The sequence below is a fragment of the Ruegeria sp. HKCCA5491 genome, from assembly GCF_013034565.1.
In the GTDB taxonomy this organism is placed as follows: Bacteria; Pseudomonadota; Alphaproteobacteria; order Rhodobacterales; family Rhodobacteraceae; genus Ruegeria.
Genome location: NZ_WQGG01000005.1, coordinates 189,441 through 210,413, shown reverse-complemented (window position 1 = coordinate 210,413; position 20,973 = coordinate 189,441). Strand labels below are relative to the sequence as shown.

Below are 20,973 nucleotides of genomic sequence, written 5' to 3'. Positions count from 1 at the left end.
GCATTCAAAAATTGCGAACCTGGTATGGGGCGAATCTTTGCGCTGTTTCGGCGAAATCGTTGAGGGAGGACTTTTTATGACGCTTTCCAGACTTATTGCACCTGCAATTGTGCTGGGCGCTGGGCTTGTTGCAGCCACTGCGATGACTGCCGTTGCGCAGAACAAAGAACCTTCGGAGTGGTCCAGAACAGAACCTTACCCGAACCAGACCGTCTATTATCCCGGAACGGAAACTCTGGGTCCTGACGAAATGCGCGTCATCGCGTGTGGAACCGGAATGCCCCAGCCACGCCTCAAGCAGGCTGCGGCGTGTTTTCTTGTTGAGCTGGGCAACGGCGAAAAGTTCATCTTTGACATGGGCGAAGGCTCGTATGAGCGTATCATGGCGCTTGGGATACCGTTGGATCAGCTAGACAAAGTGTTTCTGGGCCACTTGCACCTTGATCACGCAGGCGATTTTCCGGCCTTCTACTTTACTGGCCCCGTAAACAACCGTCTGACACCCGTTCGCCTTTGGGGGCCTGAGGGGATCAAGCCCGAATGGGGAACAAAAGCTTGGGCTGACCATATGATGAAGATGTGGGCCTGGGAAGAAGCAACCAGGGGCGCGGCAGTTGATCCGCGTGGGTTGCAGTTAGAGGTAAATGAATTCGATTGGAAAGCTGTAAACAACGTCATCTTTGATGAAAACGGTGTTCAAGTTAGGACTCTGCCCGCGATTCATGGTGAACAATCGGTTAGTTTTCTGTTGGAATGGAATGGCCTCAGATTTGCGTTTTCATCCGATACGCTGCCAACGCGCTGGTGGAGAGAACATGCCGCCGGTGTGGATCTTGCCATCCACGAGTGTTTCACCCCACCAGAATTCATGATCGAAAAATACGGCTTTGAACCATCGGAAGCCATATTTGTCGGCTCTCAGGGACACACCGCCGCGCAAGCGTTCGGTAAGATCATGTCGGAAACCGAACCTCGGCTGGCCGTTTGCTATCACTTCCAAAACGATCACGACATTGCGTTGGCCGTCTATTCAGCAATCCGGGAAACCTATGATGGCCCCTTGGATTTGGCAGCCGACTTTATGACTTGGAATGTAACAAAGGATAGCATTCGAACACGCCAAGGTGTGCCCAACGAAGAGTCTTTCCCTGCGCCCGTTCAGATGGCAAAGCAACCACCTGACTCTGCTGCAGAGTTCCCGTTCTCTGAATTTGATCTTGAAAGCATCGACCTCGGCGCGGCCGAAGCCACAAATGACATGATCAATGATTTCAACGAACGCACAGGAAACGACGAAGTCGGCGCGTATACCAGCCTTCCCTTCAAAAATTAATAGGCTGAGCGGGCCTGTTTGGGGCCCGCCTTTGCTTTGCTGGCGTTTAGACACCAAGGCGCAAGAGAATACGAAAACACCGCACCGTCTGAGACGGCGCGGTGTTAATATACTTGCAAAGCGCTAATTTAGGCCTGCTTGGTCACCTGCGTGAAGTCCAGCTCGACCGGGGTCTCGCGGCCAAAGATCGAGACCGAAACTTTCAGCTTCTGGTTCTCGTCGTCCACGCCTTCGACCATGCCGTCGAAATCCTCGAACGGGCCGTCGTTGACTTTGACCTTTTCGCCGACCTCGAAGCTTATCATCAGTTTCGGCGCTTCTTCGCCTTCCTGAACGCGGTTGAGGATCTGGTTCACCTCAGCGTCGCGCATCGGCATCGGGCGGCCTTGCGGGCCCAGAAAGCCGGTCACACGGTTGATCGAGTTCACAAGGTGATAGCCCTGATCCGACATCTCCATATGCACCAGTACGTAACCGGGCATAAAGCGGCGTTCAGTCGTGACTTTCTTGCCCCGGCGCACTTCGATCACCTCTTCGGTGGGCACCAGTACTTCGTCGATGTCGTCCTCAAGGCCCTGTTCAGCCACCGACGTGCGGATCTGCTCTGCGATCTTCTTTTCGAAATTCGAAAGAACGCTGACCGAGTACCACCGTTTCGCCATGAACCTGTCGTCCTTGTTTACTTTCGGCGCATCCAGTCAATCAGACGCAGCCGTCATTGAATTTCCATCACGTGACCCGGAATAAAAAGCGGCGCGCAGCCCGAATCGCCGCACGCCCATTCCGAATAGTCCCGCGTCACTACTCTGACATCGCGCGCGGTGCAAGGGGCAAGCCGCGTTTCCGCGCGCCTTAACCGGTTTACCCGAACGCGCCCAAGATCAGTTGCAGACCGCCGCGAATACCAAGATCGACCAGCGCAAAGAACACGGCGGTCAGGGCCGCCATGATGAACACCATGACCGTGGTCAGCAGAACCTCACGGCGCGTCGGCCAGACGACCTTTGCAACCTCGGCGCGGACTTGCTGAATAAACTGGATCGGGTTTGTGGTGGCCATTTGGCTTGGATCTCTCTGCTAGCGGATAGGCCGGACATAACCGGGCATTGCGGCGATTTCAAGGGCTATCAGGGCTTGGGCTTGTCGTCCCATTCATCGTTGAGGATACGACGGGCGTCGCCTTCGGGATCGTCATATTGGTTTGATCGCACCGTGTAGACAAATGCCACCAGCCCAACCCCGCCCAGAAACAGGGAAATCGGTATCAGATAGGCCAGAACTTCCATCGCTTTATCTTACCCGTAGCGCATTCAAAGATACAGTGATCGACGAGGTCGACATCGCCAGCGCCGCAATCAGGGGCGTGGCCAGGCCGGCCACTGCCAGCGGCACCGCGATAATATTATAGACAGTGGCAATGCGAAAGTTTTCGCGAATCCGTTTCGTCGCCTTGACCGCCGTATCACAGGCGTCAGAGATCGGCGACAGGTCATTGCCCAGCAGCACGATGTCCGAGGCCACCCGCGCCGCATCCAAAGCCGAGGCCGGGGAAATCGACACATGCGCCGCCGCGAGTGCCGCCGTGTCGTTCAGCCCGTCGCCCACCATCAGCACGTGGTGACCCTGATCGCGCAGCGCCTCGACATGCTTGGCCTTGTCCTGCGGCAGAGCCTGCGCGATCCAGTTCTGGATGCCGAGCTTATCAGCCAGCGCCTGAACCGCGCCCTGCGTATCGCCCGAAATCAGGATGACCTCTTTACCCGCGTCGCGGAACGCTTGCACCGCCTCGGCAGCACCGGTTCGCAGGCTGTCCGAGAACAGGAAGGCCTCAGGTGCCTGCCCTTCAACAGAGAGCCACGCGGCGGTCTGGTCGCCCTCTTCCGCGCCGGTCCACGCAGCCCGCCCAAGGCGGACACGCTGGCCTTGGGAAGTGCCTTCGGTGCCGAATCCCGGAACCTCGGTGATGTCGTCCAGCGTGGCGGGTTTGATCCCGGCCTCGCGCGCGGCCTGTGTCAAAGCAACCGACAAAGGGTGCGAGGATGCCTCGGCCAGCGCCAGCGCAATCTCAAGATCAGCGCGGGAATGAGCGCCCAGATTGGTCAGCTCGGGCGTACCTGAAGTCAGCGTACCGGTCTTATCGAAAACGACCGTATCTACCTCGGCCAGACGTTCCAGCGCGGTAGCGTGTTTGATCAGCATCCCCTTGCGGAACAACCGCCCCGAGGCCGCAGTGGTCACCGCTGGCACGGCCAGACCCAGCGCGCAAGGGCAGGTGATGATCAGCACGGCGGCGGCGATATTCAGCGCTGTTCGCACGTCGCCGGAATAGATATACCACCCCAGAAAGCTGAGCGCCGACAGGATATGCACACCGGGCGCATAAAGCTTGGCCGCCTTGTCGGCCAGCGAGGTATAGCGCGAGCGCCCCGATTCCGCGATGGCCACCAGATCGGCCATACGATGTAACGAGGTGTCTTCACCCACCGCCGTCGCGCGGATGGTCAGGGGGCCGGTCAGGTTCACCTCACCGGCGCTGACCGTCACGCCCGCCTCGGCGAACACCGGCAGGGTTTCTCCGGTCAGCAAGGACCGGTCGAGTTCCGACTGGCCCGAGACAATCTCTCCATCCACCGGCATTCGTCCACCGGGGCGGACAAGGATCAGATCGCCGACGTTCAGCGTGGCAACAGCAACCTCTTCCTCGGCCCCATCCAACAAGCGGATAGCCCGGGGGACTTCGAGCGCGGTCAGCTCTTCTGCCGCGGATCGGGCAGCAGCGCGGGTGCGATAGTCCAGATAGCGACCAGCCAGCAGGAAAAAGGTCAGCGTAAGGGCGGCGTCGAAATAGGCGTGCTTACCGCTGAGCGCGGTTTCCCAAAGCGACGTAACCAGCGCCAAAAGAATAGCCAGCACGATCGGCACATCCATGTTCAGGCGGCGAACCCGCAAAGCCGACCACGCATTCGAAAAGAAGGGTTGCGCCGCAAAGCCAATCGCAGGCAGCGCGATCGCGGCCGAAATCCAGTGGAACATGTCCCGCGTCGCGTCTGTGGCACCAGCCCAGACCGAAACCGACAAGAGCATCACGTTCATCGAGGCAAATCCGGCCACCGCTAGACGCATCAACAGGTCGCGCCCCGCCTTGTCGGACTGTGTGGCGGATAGGGCACCGGGATCAAGCTCATGCGCCTCATAGCCCACGCGTTCCATTACCGAAATCAGGTCAGCAGCGCGCAATTCTGGCGCGGCTTTGATCATTGCTCGTTTCAGAGTCAGGTTGACCCGCGCGTCTTCCACGCCGGGATGGGCGTTAAGCTCGCGCTCGACGGTGGCGATACAGGCCGAGCAATGGATGCCCGGCAGTGACAGCGCAATCTGCACATCTTCGGGGATTGGGCGCGCGGGCTCCGCAGGGCTTGCAATGCACCCCGGGCAGGCGGCCGTGCCTGATGTAAGCTGCGCCGTCATTCCCTATCCCTTTACGTACAGCGGCACGCGCTGAGCGAACTCTGCCCCGCTGTGATCCTTTGCGATCAAACGGATATTCCAGTTTCCCTTGCCCAGTGACGCGGGCGTGGCGTAAGCGGTACCATCAAAAATGAAATCCGGTGTGAAATCTTCTTTGACATGCGTGGCCCGTCCAACGACGGCCTGCAACTCGACCACTTCGACAGGGGTGCCGGTCTGGTCTGTAATATGCAGAATCAGCAGCCCCCCGGACAATTCAGCACGGATATCCCATCCCAACGCCTGATGTTCCTGCAGGCGATCATTGAATTCTTGGCTGGCGACGTAAGAGTTCTTGACCTCGAGCCCCGGAAAAGTTTTCACCGCGCTGTAGGCCAGCACAAGATTTACCGCGATGATCACACCAAATGCGGCCACGAAGACGGCCAGTGCATGTTTGCCGGTGAATTTGCGTTCGGCCATGTTCACTTCCCTTGCCCGTTAAAGGTGGTGTCCTTGTAGGCACGCTCTCCGCTTTGCAGGTCTTCGACCCAGATGCGCACCGGAGTAACGTCAGTTGACGCCGGGCCGGTGCCACCGGAGGCCACGATATAGACGCGCGTCAATTGTGCCGTATCCGCAGCGACAATGACAGTGTCACCGTCATTGCCTTCGATCTGTACCTGCATGGCCGGATCCCCCGCAAGCGTCAGCTTGAACGGCCGTTCCTCACCATGTTTGTTGCGCAGGCGCACGTCATAGGTGTTGCGGATCGTGCCATCGGACAGGGTCACGAAGGTCGGGTTCCGAACGGGCGCCACCGTCAGATCAATATCGGGCCGGATAAACAGCGCAAACAACAACGCAAAGCCAACCGCAGCCCACATCCCTGTATACATGATCGTCCGGGGACGCAGAATGTGCTTCCAGACGTTCCGAGGCGGCTCACCCGCACGCTCGCGCGTTTCATCGCTCAGCGCCATATAGTCGATCAGACCGCGCGGTTTGCCGATCTTGGCCATCATGTCATCACAGGCGTCGATGCACAACGCGCATGTGATGCATTCAAGTTGTTGCCCGTCGCGGATGTCGATCCCGACGGGGCAGACATTCACGCAGGCCATACAGTCGATGCAATCCCCCAATTCGGAATCCGCAGTACGCTTGCCTTTGCCGCGCGGCTCACCCCGCCATTCGCGGTAGCCAACAACCAGAGTATCCTCGTCCATCATCGCCGCCTGAATACGTGGCCAGGGGCAGGCATAGATACAGATCTGTTCGCGCGCGAACCCACCGAACAGGAAAGTCGTGCCGGTCAGGATCAACATCGTGGTATAGGCCACGGGGTGGGCGTTGCCCGTCACCAGATCACGCAAAAGCGTCGGCGCGTCGGCAAAATAAAACACCCACGCCCCACCAGTGGCCAGACCGATCAGCAACCAGACGGTCCACTTCGTCACGCGCAACCGCGCCTTGCGGAAGTCCAGTTTTTCCTGCCGATGCAGGCGCAAGCGCGCGTTTCGGTCGCCCTCAATCCAGCGTTCAACCAGAATATACAGATCCGTCCACACGGTTTGCGGGCAGGCATAACCACACCAGACGCGACCCAATGCCGAAGTAAACAGGAACAACCCCAACCCGGCCATGATCAATAGACCTGCGACAAAGTAGAACTCATGCGGCCAAATCTCGATCCAAAAGAAATAGAAACGACGATTCGCCAAATCCAACAGCACCGCCTGATCCGGCAGGCTGGGCCCGCGGTCCCATCTGATCCAAGGCGTCACGTAATAAATGCCCAGCGTGACAGCCATAATGATCCATTTCAGGTTACGAAATGGCCCGGATACGCGCCGGGGAAAGATAGGCTCCCTTGCGGCGTAAAGGCTGGGGGCGGGGTCGGAATCGCTCACGGGATGGCTCCAGATGTAGCTATGTTTTTCGCGTCTTGTTCCAGATCACAAAGGTAGTCTCTTTGACATGGGTCAAAAGAGCATCGTACAGACACCTTTTGTCACAGCGCCCCGGACTGCGACCGAAGCCAACGGACAAAGATCTTGGTAGCAGGGCGAAGTGGAAAATCACCCGTTACAATATGATACCCGCTATTTTGTGGCTCGCAAAACAGTTCGACAAGCTGCCCCGACGCAATGTCGGCTTCGACAAAATGCCGCGCCGTGACGGTTACGCCCTGCCCGGCGCGCAACGCGTCCAGCAAGAGGTTTCCAGGCAAGGCGATCCGACCCGCGCGTGGACCGTGTTCGACGCCGTGCCGCGCCAGCCATGTTGTGGCTTCGGTCGTCCCCAACTCTTCCAGCCACGGGAGCTGGCTCAATTCCTGCGGCGTCCAATCGGACCGACCGCCCAAAAGGGTCCGCGCCGCGACGATCACGATGGGGCTGCTCAACAACAGGTCCGAGGCGATGCCAGACCAATCACCGCCGCCATAGCGGATCGCAACATCCACACCTCCGGGGCTTGGGTTGACCAGTTTCGGGGTCGGGTCCAAAGCCAAGGGAATATCTGGGAATTCTGCTTGAAAGGCAGGCAGACGCGGCATCAGCCAAGACGCTGCGAACGAGGGTGTCAGCGAGACGTGGACGGGGCGGTCCTGATCCGTTTGCATCAGGGCTGCGACCGCGGCCCCGATTGTGCCAAATCCCAGATGAGTTGCGCGCGCCAGCTTTTCCCCCTCGGGGGTCAGGGTCATGGATTTCCCTGATCGGTCCAACAGCGATACGCCCAGGTGCTTTTCCAAAACCCGCAATTGCTGACTGATGGCTGCGTGACTGACGTTCAACGCCGCACCTGCCTGCACAATATTCTCGGCCTCGGCGAAGGCAGAAAATGCCCGAAGCGAGGCCAGAGGTGGCATTTTCATCCAATCCATTTGTAAGCCTTACTTACACAAGAGAATTGGAATTGAGTCGCATTTTTCAGTCAGAAGTTCAATCTTTTCTGCATTCTCAGTTTAAAGAATGGAGAGGCAAAAATGCTCTCAATCCTTGCAAAAAGCTTCATGATCGCCACTCACACCAGAGATCGCGATGAACGTACCGGCAAGCCCCGCCTGGGGTCACGGCCAAAACACTGGCCAGCACATGATCATTGGAAAGGAAAAGGTCCAGCGCACGAAAAGGTGCATCTGGACCTCATCATTCGGGATTAGTAATCTGTGAAATTAGCACCGGCTGTTCAGGAAACGCGCGAACAGATGGAACAGCCGGTGCCTCAACCTTCGGGCGGCGAACCGTCCGAAGGTATTCTTCAAACCTTACTGACCACCACCCAACTGGTGGACATAGGCAGTCACAGCGCGGATTTGCGCCTCAGTCAGGCGGTTTTCCCAAGCGGGCATCACGCCGAAGCGACTGTAAGTGACTGTCTGGGTCAGAGCTTCTTCGCTGCCACCATAGAGCCAGATCGCATCGGTCAGGTTCGGCGCACCCTGGAACACATCGCCCGTGCCGTCTTCGCCATGACAAGCGGCACAGTTGTCTTCGAAAACAACCTTGCCCGCTTGCGCTGCGGCGTCATCGGTCTGCGCGTAGGTCAGGGACATGACGTACTGAACGACCTGCGTGATCTCTTCTTTCTCAAGAAGCTCTCCAAAGGCCGGCATCTCGGAATAGCGCGCGTCGTCGCTTTCTTCGTTCCGAATACCGTGGGCAATGGTGAACTCGATATCTTCGAGCGTTCCGCCCCACAGCCACGCATCATCCAGCAGGTTCGGGAAGCCGGGTGCACCCTGCGCGCCTGAACCGTGGCACTGCGCACACCAGGTACGGAATACCGCGCCGCCCGAGTTTACCGCGAATTGCTGCAGCTCAGGGTCTTTCGAGATGTCCTCAAGCGACGTTTCCACCAGCTTGGCATTCCAAGGTGCGTTGGCCTCCTGGAAGGCAACCATCTCTTCCTGCACCAGCTCACGAGACGACCAGCCAAGAACACCAGCGGTCGCTGATTGAACCAACGGCCACGCCGGATACATGATCGTGTAGATCACGCCCCAGATAATCGTGACGTAGAAGGTCCACAGCCACCAGCGGGGCATCGGGTTGTCAAACTCTTCGATACCGTCCCAGCTGTGACCCGTGGTATTCGGATCACCCGGCAGTTTATCAGATGTCTTGCTCATGGCCGCGCCTCCTTGGGTGTGGCGGGTTTATCGTCGCCCTGCAGGGGCGCTGGTGCGTCTGCATGCCGGAAGGGGATATTGGCGGTATCCTTGTATTCCTTGCTGGCACCGGGGCGGAAAACCCAGATCACGATGCCAATGAAGAATGCGAACAACAGCAACAACATCCAGCTATCCGCGAACTGCCTGAGGAGTGTATACTCTTCCATCACACCCTCCTTTAGCGGCTTGGGTCCGGGGTGAAGGTCGAGAAGTCGACCAGCGTGCCCAGCATCTGAAGATAAGCCACCATCGCGTCCGCTTCGGTCAACTCGGGCTGACCGTCGAAGTTGCGCACGCTGACCTTGTCGCCATAGCGCTCCAGCAGCCCGTCATAGTCGCTGTCGGGATCAGCCTGCGCACGGAAGTCAGCCTCGGCATTGGCCAGCATTTCTTCGGTGTAGGGCGTGCCGACAAGGGCGTTCGCCTTCATGATGTCACCGATATACTTGCCGTCCAACTTGCGATGCTCGAGGAAACCGTATTTTGGCATCACCGATTCCGGCACAACCGACTGCGGATCACGCAGGTGGTCCACATGCCACTGGTCCGAGTAACGTCCACCCACACGGGCCAAATCAGGCCCGGTGCGTTTCGACCCCCACTGGAACGGGTGGTCATACATCGACTCGGCCGCCAGCGAATAGTGCCCGTACCGTTCGACCTCGTCCCGCATGGGGCGGATCATCTGGCTGTGGCAGACATAGCAGCCTTCGCGGATGTAGATTTCACGCCCTGCCATTTCGAGGGGGGTGTAGGGGCGCATCCCCTCCACCTTCTCGATGGTGTTCTCAAGATAGAACAGTGGGGTGATCTGCACGATGCCACCGATGGTCACGACCAGAAAGCTGAACACCAGCAGGAGGGTCGCGTTGGTCTCGAGGATCTTATGTTTGTCGAGAATTGCCATTGCTCCGGCCCTCCTTATTCAGCCGGGACCGCGACGGACAGGCTGGCCTCTTTGGCCGGCGCTTTCCGCACAGTCATCCACAGGTTGTAGCACATGATCACGGCACCAGCGACGAACATCACGCCACCCAAGGCACGCACCACATACATGGGGAACTTGGCAGCCACGGTGTCAGCGAACGAGTTCACCAAGAAGCCGTTGGCATCCACTTCGCGCCACATCAGGCCCTCCATGATACCGGTGACCCACATCGACGCGGCATAGAGAACGATGCCGATCGTAGCGAGCCAGAAGTGCCAACTAACCATTTGCAGCGAGTACAAACGCTCACGCTTCCACAGGACAGGCACCAAGTAGTACAGCGCGCCAAAGGTGATCATACCGTTCCAGCCCAACGCGCCCGAGTGTACGTGACCAATGGTCCAGTCAGTATAGTGAGACAGGCTGTTCACGGCACGAATCGACATCATCGGACCTTCGAAGGTGGACATGCCATAGAAACCGACCGAGATGACCATCATGCGAATGATCGGGTCAGTGCGCAGTTTGTCCCATGCGCCCGAAAGGGTCATCAGACCGTTGATCATACCGCCCCACGAAGGCATCCACAGCACAACCGAGAACACCATGCCCAGCGTCGAAGCCCAGTCAGGCAGCGCGGTATAGTGCAGGTGGTGCGGCCCGGCCCAGATGTACAGGAAGATCAGGGCCCAGAAGTGGATGATCGACAGCTTGTACGAGAATACCGGACGTTCCGCCTGTTTCGGGATGAAGTAATACATCATGCCCAGGAAACCCGCAGTCAGGAAGAAGCCCACGGCGTTGTGGCCGTACCACCACTGGATCATAGCGTCTTGCACGCCCGACCAGACGATGACGGATTTAGATCCCCAGATGCTGACCGGGATGGTCAGGTTGTTGACCACGTGCAGCATCGCAACGGTGACGATAAAGGCTAGGTAAAACCAGTTGGCCACATAGATATGCGGCTCTTTCCGTTTGATGACTGTGCCCAGGAAAACGGCCAGATACGCGACCCAGACGATAGTCAACCACAGGTCAACATACCATTCGGGTTCGGCATATTCCTTGGATTGCGTGCCACCCAGAACATAGCCGGTCGCCGCCAGCACGATGAACAGCTGATAACCCCAGAACACGAACCACGCCAAATTGCCGCCCCAAAGACGCGCAGCGCTGGTGCGCTGTACCACGTAGAACGAGGTCGCAATCAACGCGTTGCCGCCAAAGGCGAAAATCACCGCAGATGTATGCAGTGGACGCAACCGACCAAAGTTCAGATAGCCCTGCGCCCATTCAAAGTTCAGCGCGGGAAAGGCCAATTGAAAGGCGATGAATGTTCCGGCGATGAACCCGATCACGCCCCAGAAGGCAGTCGCGATAACGCCATAGCGGATCACGCCGTCCATATACTCGGCCGAGTGTTCCACGAGGATATCTGGCTCATCGGTGTTTCTAAGCGTCCAGATGAACAATCCGCCGGCGATCAGCATCACCAGAATTGCATGCACCTGATACGCCAAATCGCGTGCATAATTTGTCCCGATCGCGGCAAAAACCACGATCAGACCAAGCACGATCAGCTTGATGTAATTTGACATATTGCGTCCCTTTGCCATGCTCTGCGCGATTCTCTTATATCGCAGAACCTTTTTGATTGGCTGTTCTTTTGTCGGACAGCCGCTTTAACTGCTTTGATCTGTGTCAAGACAGGACGCTGAATACTATGACAATCCTAAAGAAACGACTGGGCTGGAAAGTCGCAGCTTACAACGGTTCGAAGGTAAGAGGTCAAAAATGGCTTACAAATCTCTTCTCACTGTGATGACAGATTCCACGCAATCGAATGCGGCCCTTGCGCAGATGGCGGCACTTGCTTTGGCACAGGATGCCCATGCCGAGGCGCTGTGTCTGGGCGTGGATCGTAGTCAGACAGGGTATTACTATGCCGGCGCAAATGCGTTGATCCTGCAGGAAACACTAAGCCGCGCCAACGCCGAAGCAGAAGAAGTACTGGAATATGCCAACGCGTTTCTGGGGAAATCCGGTGTTCGGTGGTCTGCCGAAAGTGGCGTGGCTCAGATCGCCGATATTGGACGTCATGTCGCCCATCGCGCGCGGTTTTCGGATCTGGTTGTTCTGCCCCAGCCCTATGGCGAAGATCGGGGCGCAGAATGCGAACCCATAGTCGAAGCCGCGATGTTCGAGGGACACGCGCCCGTGCTTATCACCCCGGAGAACGCAAAGCCGTTCGAACGACCGGGGACGATTCTGATCGGCTGGAACGAAAGCGTTGAGGCCATGCGCGCCATACGCCGCGCCCTGCCCTTCCTGCAACAGGCCGAACTTGTGCGGATCGTCGTGATCGACCCACCCCGCCACGGGCCGGATCGGTCCGACCCAGGGGGGATGCTGTCGCAAATGCTGGCACGGCACGGAGTAAAGTGCGAAATCGACGTTCTCAGCAAAACGATGACACGCGTGTCAGACATCCTGAATCGCCACGCCTCGGACACTGAAGCTGACATGATTGTCATGGGCGCCTACGGGCATTCCAGATTCCGCGAAGCCATTCTGGGCGGCGCCACTCGGAACATGCTGGAACAATCCCCGGTTCCCGTATTTCTGGCGCATTAAAGCCGGTAAGTTAGTAAAACCGCCCCTAATAAGGGCGGTTTTTTACCCTCGTCTTACAAGGCCGATCAGGAACAGCAGAATGACTGCGCCGATCGTGGCAAAGAATATTGACGAGAATAGGCCGCCCCCGACCGAAAAGCCAAGCGCCGGAAAGACCGTTCCCGCCAGAAACGCGCCGACGACACCGACAATTATGTTTCCAAACAGACCGAAGCCCCGGCCTTCCATGATCTTGCCGGAAAGCCAACCGGCAATGGCGCCAATGAAGATCATGGCGAGAAGGCTACTGAATTCCATGGTTTGCTCCTGAATTGACTGCACTCAGGCCACTAAACCACGACTACTGCGTCAGGTCACGTCAGACCAGAAAACCACCGTCTGAATCGTCACCAGCTTCTTCCATCAAACGTCCCATATCGGGGATGGTCACGTGACGCTTGCCCTCAAGGGTAATGACGCCGTCCCGTTTCAGCGCCGAAATCTGGCGGCTGACCGTCTCCAAAGTCAAACCAAGGTAGTCTGCCATCGCCTCGCGGGTCAGAGGCAAATCAAAGACGATCGGTCCGGCGTTCCCCTCGTGGCTGATCGAAGCATCCCGACGGGCGATGATAGACAACAGGCTGGCAATCTTTTCACGGGCGGTCTTACGCCCTAGCACCAACATCCATTCACGTGCCGCATCCAGTTCATCCAACGTCATCTGCAGCAGGCGATGGGCGATATGCGGGGTTTCGTTCATCATCTCTTCGAAGGGCTTCTTGCGAAAGCAGCACATCACCAGATCTGTCGTAGCCTGCACGTCGTAGGGCGCCGATTCGCGACCGGGGCGCCCCACAAAATCGCTGGGCAGCAATAGACCGACCATCTGAGTACGGCCGTCTTCCATCGTTTGCGTCAAAGACGCGATGCCCGACACGACCGAACCCACGAAATTCATCTGATCCCCAGACCACAGGATTGTCTGGCCAGCCTCGAAACTGCGGTAATACTTAATGCCTTCAAGCTTTTCCAACTCATTGGCATCGCAATGCGCGCACACCGCCCGATGTCGAATGGGGCAGTCGGCACAATTGGTATGGTCGATCTTGAACATCGGTGTCATGCGGGTTTCCACTTGATCTCTATCAAGGTTTATTTGCGAGCCGTCCTCTAACGGTATCGCCATGATTGTTAAACCACAACTGGCACAGCTTGGACTATTTGACGCGAAAGTACCGCGTTACACAAGCTATCCAACCGCCCCCCACTTCAACAATGACGTGGGGGAAAATCGTTATGGCGACTGGATTTCCAAGATTAAGCCCGGCAGCGCCATCTCTTTGTACATCCATGTTCCGTTCTGCCGCAGGCTTTGCTGGTTCTGTGCCTGCCGCACGCAAGGAACCCAGACCGACAATCCGGTCATTGCCTATGTGGACGTGGTGAAGGCCGAGCTGGATCTGCTGGCCGAACGCCTGCCCCAAGGGGTGACACTGTCGCGCCTGCATTGGGGCGGCGGTACGCCCACCTTGCTGAACCCGGATCTGATGAGAAATCTCGCGGCTCATATTCTGGATGTGGTTCCCTTGGGTGCTGACGCGGAATTCTCGGTCGAGATCGACCCGAACGAAATTGACGCAGATCGGCTGAATGCATTGGCCGAGGCGGGTATGAACCGGGCCTCGATCGGGGTTCAGGACTTCGACGATGAAATCCAGAAAACCATTGGCCGGATTCAAAGCTATGACACCACGCGCAACGCGGTCGATATGATCCGCGCCCGTGGGATTTCCAGCCTGAATGCAGACATCCTGTATGGCTTGCCGCATCAGACCAAAACACGAATGACCGAAAGCGTGCAGAAGCTTCTGTCCCTTAACCCGGACCGGGTGGCGCTTTATGGATACGCCCATGTGCCATGGATGGCCAAGCGACAGCAGCTGATCCCGTCAGATGCTCTGCCCACGCCGGAACAGCGGCTGGATCTTTTCGACACGGCTCGCCGCCTTTTCATGTGGGACAACTACGCGGAAATCGGAATCGACCACTTCGCCACGCAGGATGACGGTCTGACCCATGCCTTGAAAGCAGGGCGGCTCAAGCGAAATTTCCAGGGATATACTGACGATCAGGCCGAAGTGTTGATCGGAGTCGGGGCCAGTTCGATCTCACGCTTTCCACAAGGCTATGCCCAGAACGCACCCGCGACGTCGGCCCACACAAAAGCAATCCGCGAAGGGCGTTTCTCGACGTCCCGCGGGCATATGTTCAAGGGGCAGGATGTTCTGCGAGCGCGTTTGATCGAAGCGCTGATGTGCGACTTTCAGATCAATTCGGCGGAGATCCTGCGCGATCACGAAGTCTCGGCCACTGAACTGAATCAGATGTTCCAAACGGCCAATGCCGCGTTCGACAACCTGTTGCGCGTCACCGACGAAGGGCTGTTTATTCCACCCGAGGCCCGCGCCCTGACCCGGATGATTGCTCGCAGTTTCGACGCCTATGACCTGAGCAAAGCTGGCCACAGCTCGGCGATCTGACGTCTTGCATTTGCGCTGATCCTGCGGCCTGCCATCGTAACATTCGCGCGGGGGCTTGACGCAGGTATCCGATTTTCTCCACACTTGGGGTGTGCGATCCGCACCCTGAGGCAGGTGAATTTGCAGACAGTTCTTGCCGACGCATCCGCGTGGGACGACCCTTTTCGTGCAGGTATTACTGCAACCTGAAAGAGGGACAGCACTCATGCGCGTTTTCACCGTCCTCGGCCCCAGTCAGTCGGGCAAGACAACCCTGGTCGAGGCCATCAGCCGCCTCGACGGTCGACCCACCACATTCGACGTGTCCGGAACCGTGCATTTGCACGGTTTTTCTTATTTGGGCGAGCAATGGTGCGCCGTTGACGTGGATGGCGGCGGGGATAACCTGGGCTACGTCGGCCCGGCCATGGCCATTTCCGACGCGGCAGTTGTGGTTGTGCCCCCGGACCCGGACGCAGCCGTTCTGTGCGCCCCTTATCTGAGGTTGGTGGAAGAGGCCGGAATTCCCTGCTTCCTGTTCATCAACCGAATGGACAGCCCGAATGGACGCATTAGGGATATCATCGCGGCACTACAGACCTATTGCGTTCATCACATCGCGTTGCGGCAAGTGCCCATCCGTGATGGAGACTCCATCGTTGGCGCGGTCGATCTGATTTCGGAACGGGCCTGGAAATACCAGGAGGGGAAACCTTCCAACCTGATCGAGTTGCCCCAATCTGTGGAAGACCGTGAACAAGAAGCCCGAACCGAGCTTTTGGAAACTCTGTCCGACTTTGATGACAACCTGCTCGAACAACTTATCGAAGACAAACAGCCCCCCAGCGCCGAGATTTACGACCTTGCCGCGCAGGTGTTGCAGAACCATCAGCTTATCCCGGCCTGTCTGGGGTCCGCCAGCCATGGAAACGGCCTGACACGCCTGATGAAAGCCCTGCGGCATGAAGCGCCCGAGTTTGACATCGCAGCCGGACGCGACGAAGCCGCCGAAAACGCCCGCGCGATCGCCGGGTTTGCCGATGTGAAAAAACATATCGGCAAGATCATTGTCCTACGCGGACTGGGCGACGGCGTAAAAGCCCATGAGCCGCTGGGAGGTGAAACCGTTGGCAATCTGACGGGACTGGATGCAAAAACCCAGATCGACAAGCTGGGCGCGGGTCAAATCGGGTTGGCGGTCAAATCTGATCACCTGAACCCCGGCAATCTCTATGACAGCAAAGAGGCCACGCCGTTGCCCGAGTGGGCCTTATCCCATCCGGCGGCTCACCGTCAGGTGGTCTCACCCGCGCATGAACGCGACGATGTGCGTTTGTCCAATGCCCTGACCCGGCTGGTTGAGATTGACCCGGGCCTACACATGGAACAGGACGAACTTAGCGGTCATTCAGTTCTGGGATCGCAGGGTCCGCAGCATATGCGCCGTGTCAGCGCGAAACTGGCCGAAGACTTCGGGATCGAGATCGTCGCCGATCCAGTTGAAACCGCGTATCGGGAAACCATTCGCACACCGATTGAACATCGCCATCGGCATCGCAAACAGTCCGGCGGGGCCGGGCAATTCGCCGATGTCGTCATCTCGGTTGCGCCCATGCCACGCGGATCGGGGTTCCAGTTCGAAGAGGTGGTCAAGGGCGGCGCAGTGCCGCGCAACTATATCCCCTCGGTCGAACATGGGGCCAAGGACGCGCTTGAACAGGGTCCCGAGGGGTTCCCGGTTGTCGATGTGAAAATCACGCTGAGCGACGGCAAGCATCACAACGTAGACAGCTCGGATTATGCCTTCCGCACCGCCGGAAAAAACGCCGTGCGAGAAGCGCTGCCACAGGCCAAGCCCGTGGTACTGCAGCCGATCCTAAACGCCGAGATTCACCTGCCTTCGGATTTCGTGGGCGACCTTGTTCCCACGATCAGCTCGCTTCAGGGTCAGGTTCTGGGCTTTGAGGGCAATCCCAACGCCTCAGGCTGGGAGATTTTCAACGCGCAGCTACCGGCAGTAGCCGAGGATGAACTGCACCGCAGTCTGGCCAGCGCGACACGCGGCACCGGCTGGGTCAAGCTGAGCTTTGATCACTATGAAGAACTGCGCGGCCCGGTGCCAAAACCGGTGGCTAAGGAAAAAGCCAGCGCCTGAGCAAGTTGTAGGGCGGGCTTCAGCCTGCCGCTGCGATCAATTCACGGGTGTAGTCTGTCTGGGCGTTCTCAAACAAATCCTCGGCCGTGCCCATTTCAACCACATCACCGTTTCGCATAACGATAACGTTATGGGACATGGCGCGCACGACCTTCAGATCGTGGCTGATGAACAGGTAGGCCAAACCGTATTTCTTCTGCAGGTCACGCAGCAAGTCGACGATTTGAACCTGCACCGTCATGTCCAACGCACTGGTCGGTTCATCCAGAACCAGCAACTTGGGCCGCAACACCATCGCACGCGCGATGGCTATTCGCTGACGCTGACCGCCTGAAAACTCGTGCGGGTACCGGTCCATTGCAGCCGGATCCAGTCCCACTTCGGTCATCACCTCAGTCACCAGTTCACGCGGGGCGCGGTGCGGGTCGACTTTGTGAATTGCCAAACCTTCGGCAATGATCTGCTGGCACGTCATACGCGGGCTCAGGCTACCGAACGGGTCCTGAAACACGATCTGCATGTCCTTGCGGAGGCGCCGCAGTTCTCGCGTGGACCAACGCCGGACATCCTGATCGCGGAAGGTGATGCCACCCTCGGACGCAATCAGGCGCATGATCGCCAAAGCCAGCGTTGTCTTGCCCGAACCACTTTCGCCCACAATTCCCAACGTCTCACCCGCCCGCACGCTAAGCGTGGCATCGTTGACCGCCTTGACGTGTCCCACCGTCCGCTTCAGGAACCCGCGCTGGATTGGAAACCAAACCTTAAGATGATCTGTTCGCGCGACTTCTTCTGCGTCTGCGGCCACCGCTTGCGGGTGACCGGACGGCTCGGCCGCCAGCAGCTTGCGCGTATAAGGGTGTTGTGGGTTGTCGAAAATCGCGACCGTCGGGCCGGTTTCGACGATTTCACCATCCTTCATCACGCACACACGGTCCGCAATCCGGCGTACAATGCCAAGGTCATGGGTAATGAACAGCATTCCCATGTTTTCGGATTTCTGCAACTCGGCCAGCAGTTCCAGGATCTGTGCCTGAATAGTGACGTCCAGCGCCGTTGTCGGTTCATCCGCGATCAGAATGTCGGGCTTGTTGGCCAGCGCCATCGCGATCATCACGCGCTGGCGCTGCCCGCCCGACAATTGGTGCGGATAGCTGTCCAGTCGATCCTGCGGGTCGCGAATACCAACCTTTGTCAGCAGCTCGACAATTCGGTCACGCGCCGCATCACCGGTCAAGCCCTGATGCAGGGCCAGAGACTCAGCCATCTGTTTCTGGATCGTGTGCAGCGGGTTGAGCGAGGTCATCGGCTCTTGGAAGATAAAGCTGATGTCGTTGCCGCGCACATCCATCAACCTGTCCTCGGACGCGCCGATCATCTCATTCCCGTCATAGCGAACCGAGCCTTCGACGATCGCGCTGTCGCCCAGCAGCGACACTGTCGACAAGGCCGTAACGGATTTTCCCGACCCGGACTCACCTACCAGAGCTACCGTTTCACCACGATCGACGGTGAACGAAACCCCTTTCACCGCCGCGCTGACCTGCCCGTCCTGTTTGAACGAGACCTTGAGGTTGTTCACATCCAAAAGGCTCATGAGAAGGTCTTTCTGGGATCAAACGCATCGCGCACGCCTTCAAAAATGAAGACCAGCAACGACAGCATGATGGCAAAGGTAAAAAAGGCGGTGAAGGCCAGCCACGGTGCCTGCAGGTTCTGTTTCGCCTGCAAGGTCAGTTCACCCAGCGAGGGGGCCGAGGATGGCAGGCCAAAGCCAAGGAAATCCAATGAAGCCAGACCGCCAATGGTTCCCGTGACGATAAACGGCATGAAGGTCAGCGTCGCGACCATCGCATTCGGCAGCATGTGCCGGAACATGATGGTCATGTTGCCCACGCCCAGCGCCCGCGCCGCGCGCACATATTCAAGGTTCCGGGCCCGCAGGAATTCGGCCCGGACAACCCCAACCAGCCCTGTCCAGCTAAACAGGATCATCAACGCAACCAGCAACCAGAAACTTCGGCCCAGAATGGCAAACATGATGATGATCACGTAAAGCGAGGGGGTCGCGGACCATATCTCGATGATCCGCTGGAAGATCAGGTCCAGCCATCCGCCAAAGAACCCCTGAATGGCTCCGGCGAAAATCCCGATCAGGCTGGCAACGCCGGTAACCATCAGGGTGAACAGGATCGACAGCCGGAATCCGTAAATCACCCGCGCCAGCACATCGCGCTTGGTGTCGTCCGTGCCCAGAAGGTTCTGGCCGTTTGGCGGCAGCGGCGCGGCACCCGGCCGGTCAACGCTGGTGTTGAAGGAATAGGGGATCAGGGGCCAGATGGCCCAGCCACGCTCGAACCCTTCGGCTTGGAACGTACCGGCGTCGATCTGCTCGATAATGCCCTCGGGGTCGTCAAAACATTGCTCCAACCCGCCGCTGTCGATCAGGCAGCGCACTTCGGGATCGCGATAGATCGCTTCGGTCTGGAAGTCGCCCCCAAATTCGGTTTCGGCATAGAAGTTGAAAACGGGCATGTAAAACTCGCCCCGGTATTTCACGAGGATCGGTTTGTCATTGGCGATGAATTCGGCAAAGAGCGACAGGCCGAACAGGATCGAAAAAATGATCAGCGACCAGAATGCGCGGCCATTACGCCGAAAATTGCGCCAGCGACGTTGGTTCAGCGGAGAAAGCGCCATCTACCCCTCCCGCTTTTCGAAATCGATGCGCGGGTCGACCAGCACATACATCAGATCACTGATGATGCCGACAACCAGACCCATCAGGCCAAAGATAAACAGCGTGCCAAAGATCACCGGGTAATCGCGCGCAACGGCGGCCTCGAACCCCAATCGGCCCAATCCGTCCAGCGAGAAGATCGTTTCGATAATGATCGACCCGCCAAAGAACACGCCGATGAACACAGCAGGGAACCCGGCGATCACGATCAGCATGGCGTTGCGGAACACGTGACCGTAAAGCACCTTGCCTTCGCTCAAGCCCTTGGCGCGGGCCGTCATCACGTACTGTTTCTTGATCTCGTCCAGGAACGAATTCTTGGTCAGCAGCGTCAGGGTCGCAAAGGCCGAGATGGTCAGCGCGATAATCGGCAAAGTGATGTGCCAGAAATAATCCGCAATTTTTCCCATCAGGCTAAGGCTGTCCCAATTGTCCGATGTCAGCCCCCGCAACGGGAAAATCTGCCAATATGACCCACCAGCAAACAGCACCAGCAACAGGATTGCGAACAGGAAACCGGGAATGGCATAAGCCACGATGATCGTTCCGCTTGTCCAGGTGTCAAAGGTCGAGCCATCCTTGATTGCCTTGCGAATGCCCAGCGGGATCGACACCAGATAAGCAATCAGCGTCGACCACAGACCCAGCGAGATCGAGACAGGCATTTTTTCGAGGACCAGATCAATAACGCTGATCGACCGGAAATAGCTCTCGCCAAAGTCCAGTGTCAGGTAGTTGCCCATCATGGACAGGAACCGTTCCAGCGGCGGCTTGTCGAACCCGAACTCTTTTTCCAGCTCTGCAATGAATTCCGGCGGCAATCCTCGGGCGCCGACGTATTTGTCGTCAAACGAGCCTCCGGCGGGTTCGGCGGCGGCACCGGCATCTCCGGCACCGGCGAAGCCTGCAAAAACGTCGCCTTGGCCTTCGATCTGCGCGATAATCTGTTCGATCGGTCCACCCGGTACAAACTGAACCAGTGTGAAGTTGACGATCATAATGCCCAGAAGCGTGGGAATAACCAGCAACAGGCGTCTTAGTATATATGCGCCCAT

Annotated in this window: 20 protein-coding genes; 4 read left to right on the top strand and 16 right to left on the bottom strand. The window is 57.8% G+C overall.

The window, feature by feature from the left end:
* Positions 1–76: 76 nt before the first annotated feature.
* Positions 77–1,333 (top strand): guanitoxin biosynthesis MBL fold metallo-hydrolase GntH, encoded by a 1,257-nt coding sequence (gene gntH / locus GOV88_RS09295; protein WP_171126300.1) that lies wholly within the window; start codon positions 77–79, stop codon positions 1,331–1,333.
* A gap of 128 nt (positions 1,334–1,461) precedes the next feature.
* Here gntH and nusG read toward each other — a convergent pair whose 3' ends face one another.
* The 11 genes from nusG to ccoN form a co-directional block, all read right to left on the bottom strand.
* Positions 1,462–1,995 (bottom strand): transcription termination/antitermination protein NusG, encoded by a 534-nt coding sequence (gene nusG / locus GOV88_RS09290; protein ID WP_171124312.1) that lies wholly within the window; start codon positions 1,993–1,995, stop codon positions 1,462–1,464.
* 199 nt (positions 1,996–2,194) lie between these two features.
* Positions 2,195–2,392, bottom strand: coding sequence for a preprotein translocase subunit SecE (secE, locus tag GOV88_RS09285; RefSeq protein ID WP_171124314.1), 198 nt, complete (start codon positions 2,390–2,392; stop codon positions 2,195–2,197).
* Between the two features lie 68 nt (positions 2,393–2,460).
* Positions 2,461–2,619, bottom strand: a complete 159-nt coding sequence (gene ccoS, locus GOV88_RS09280; protein WP_171124316.1) for a cbb3-type cytochrome oxidase assembly protein CcoS — start codon at positions 2,617–2,619, stop codon at positions 2,461–2,463.
* A gap of 4 nt (positions 2,620–2,623) precedes the next feature.
* On the bottom strand, positions 2,624–4,801 hold the full coding sequence (locus GOV88_RS09275) for a heavy metal translocating P-type ATPase (protein ID WP_171240228.1): 2,178 nt from the start codon (positions 4,799–4,801) through the stop codon (positions 2,624–2,626).
* A gap of 3 nt (positions 4,802–4,804) precedes the next feature.
* Positions 4,805–5,263 carry a FixH family protein gene (locus GOV88_RS09270; protein WP_171240227.1) on the bottom strand — a complete coding sequence of 153 codons (459 nt, stop codon included), beginning with the start codon at positions 5,261–5,263 and terminating at the stop codon, positions 4,805–4,807.
* Positions 5,264–5,265: 2 nt separating this feature from the next.
* Positions 5,266–6,693 carry a cytochrome c oxidase accessory protein CcoG gene (gene ccoG / locus GOV88_RS09265; protein ID WP_171124321.1) on the bottom strand — a complete coding sequence of 476 codons (1,428 nt, stop codon included), beginning with the start codon at positions 6,691–6,693 and terminating at the stop codon, positions 5,266–5,268.
* Positions 6,694–6,794: 101 nt separating this feature from the next.
* Positions 6,795–7,670: a LysR family transcriptional regulator gene (locus GOV88_RS09260; protein WP_171240226.1), complete on the bottom strand. Its 876-nt coding sequence runs from the start codon at positions 7,668–7,670 to the stop codon at positions 6,795–6,797.
* Positions 7,671–8,054: 384 nt separating this feature from the next.
* Positions 8,055–8,918: a cytochrome-c oxidase, cbb3-type subunit III gene (gene ccoP, locus GOV88_RS09255; RefSeq protein ID WP_171240225.1), complete on the bottom strand. Its 864-nt coding sequence runs from the start codon at positions 8,916–8,918 to the stop codon at positions 8,055–8,057.
* Positions 8,915–9,127: a cbb3-type cytochrome c oxidase subunit 3 gene (locus tag GOV88_RS09250; protein WP_171240224.1), complete on the bottom strand. Its 213-nt coding sequence runs from the start codon at positions 9,125–9,127 to the stop codon at positions 8,915–8,917. The genes ccoP and GOV88_RS09250 overlap by 4 nt, the downstream gene beginning before the upstream one ends.
* An 11-nt stretch (positions 9,128–9,138) precedes the next feature.
* Positions 9,139–9,867, bottom strand: a complete 729-nt coding sequence (gene ccoO / locus GOV88_RS09245) for a cytochrome-c oxidase, cbb3-type subunit II (RefSeq protein WP_171124328.1) — start codon at positions 9,865–9,867, stop codon at positions 9,139–9,141.
* Positions 9,868–9,881: 14 nt separating this feature from the next.
* Positions 9,882–11,489, bottom strand: a complete 1,608-nt coding sequence (gene ccoN / locus GOV88_RS09240; RefSeq protein WP_171240223.1) for a cytochrome-c oxidase, cbb3-type subunit I — start codon at positions 11,487–11,489, stop codon at positions 9,882–9,884.
* A gap of 196 nt (positions 11,490–11,685) precedes the next feature.
* On the opposite strand from ccoN, the gene GOV88_RS09235 reads away from it, so the two are divergent.
* Complete coding sequence (locus GOV88_RS09235) at positions 11,686–12,525, top strand: universal stress protein (protein ID WP_171211182.1); 840 nt, start codon at positions 11,686–11,688, stop codon at positions 12,523–12,525.
* A 42-nt stretch (positions 12,526–12,567) separates the two neighbouring features.
* Here the strand turns inward: GOV88_RS09235 and GOV88_RS09230 are convergent, their stop codons facing one another.
* Entirely contained in the window at positions 12,568–12,822 is a 255-nt protein-coding gene (locus tag GOV88_RS09230) for a GlsB/YeaQ/YmgE family stress response membrane protein (protein ID WP_171124335.1), read from the bottom strand.
* Between the two features lie 61 nt (positions 12,823–12,883).
* Positions 12,884–13,627: a transcriptional regulator FnrL gene (fnrL, locus tag GOV88_RS09225; protein WP_171126306.1), complete on the bottom strand. Its 744-nt coding sequence runs from the start codon at positions 13,625–13,627 to the stop codon at positions 12,884–12,886.
* A gap of 61 nt (positions 13,628–13,688) precedes the next feature.
* Here fnrL and hemN point away from each other — a divergent pair, with 61 nt between their 5' ends.
* Positions 13,689–15,044, top strand: coding sequence for an oxygen-independent coproporphyrinogen III oxidase (gene hemN, locus GOV88_RS09220; RefSeq protein ID WP_171240222.1), 1,356 nt, complete (start codon positions 13,689–13,691; stop codon positions 15,042–15,044).
* A 205-nt stretch (positions 15,045–15,249) separates the two neighbouring features.
* Complete coding sequence (locus GOV88_RS09215) at positions 15,250–17,178, top strand: elongation factor G (RefSeq protein WP_171211180.1); 1,929 nt, start codon at positions 15,250–15,252, stop codon at positions 17,176–17,178.
* Positions 17,179–17,197: 19 nt separating this feature from the next.
* Here GOV88_RS09215 and GOV88_RS09210 read toward each other — a convergent pair whose 3' ends face one another.
* The 3 genes from GOV88_RS09210 to GOV88_RS09200 are packed head-to-tail and all read right to left on the bottom strand — an operon-like array spanning position 17,198 to position 20,973.
* Positions 17,198–18,775 carry an ABC transporter ATP-binding protein gene (locus GOV88_RS09210; RefSeq protein WP_171211179.1) on the bottom strand — a complete coding sequence of 526 codons (1,578 nt, stop codon included), beginning with the start codon at positions 18,773–18,775 and terminating at the stop codon, positions 17,198–17,200.
* Entirely contained in the window at positions 18,772–19,878 is a 1,107-nt protein-coding gene (locus GOV88_RS09205) for an ABC transporter permease (protein WP_171240221.1), read from the bottom strand. The genes GOV88_RS09210 and GOV88_RS09205 overlap by 4 nt, the downstream gene beginning before the upstream one ends.
* Entirely contained in the window at positions 19,879–20,973 is a 1,095-nt protein-coding gene (locus tag GOV88_RS09200) for a microcin C ABC transporter permease YejB (protein ID WP_170386010.1), read from the bottom strand.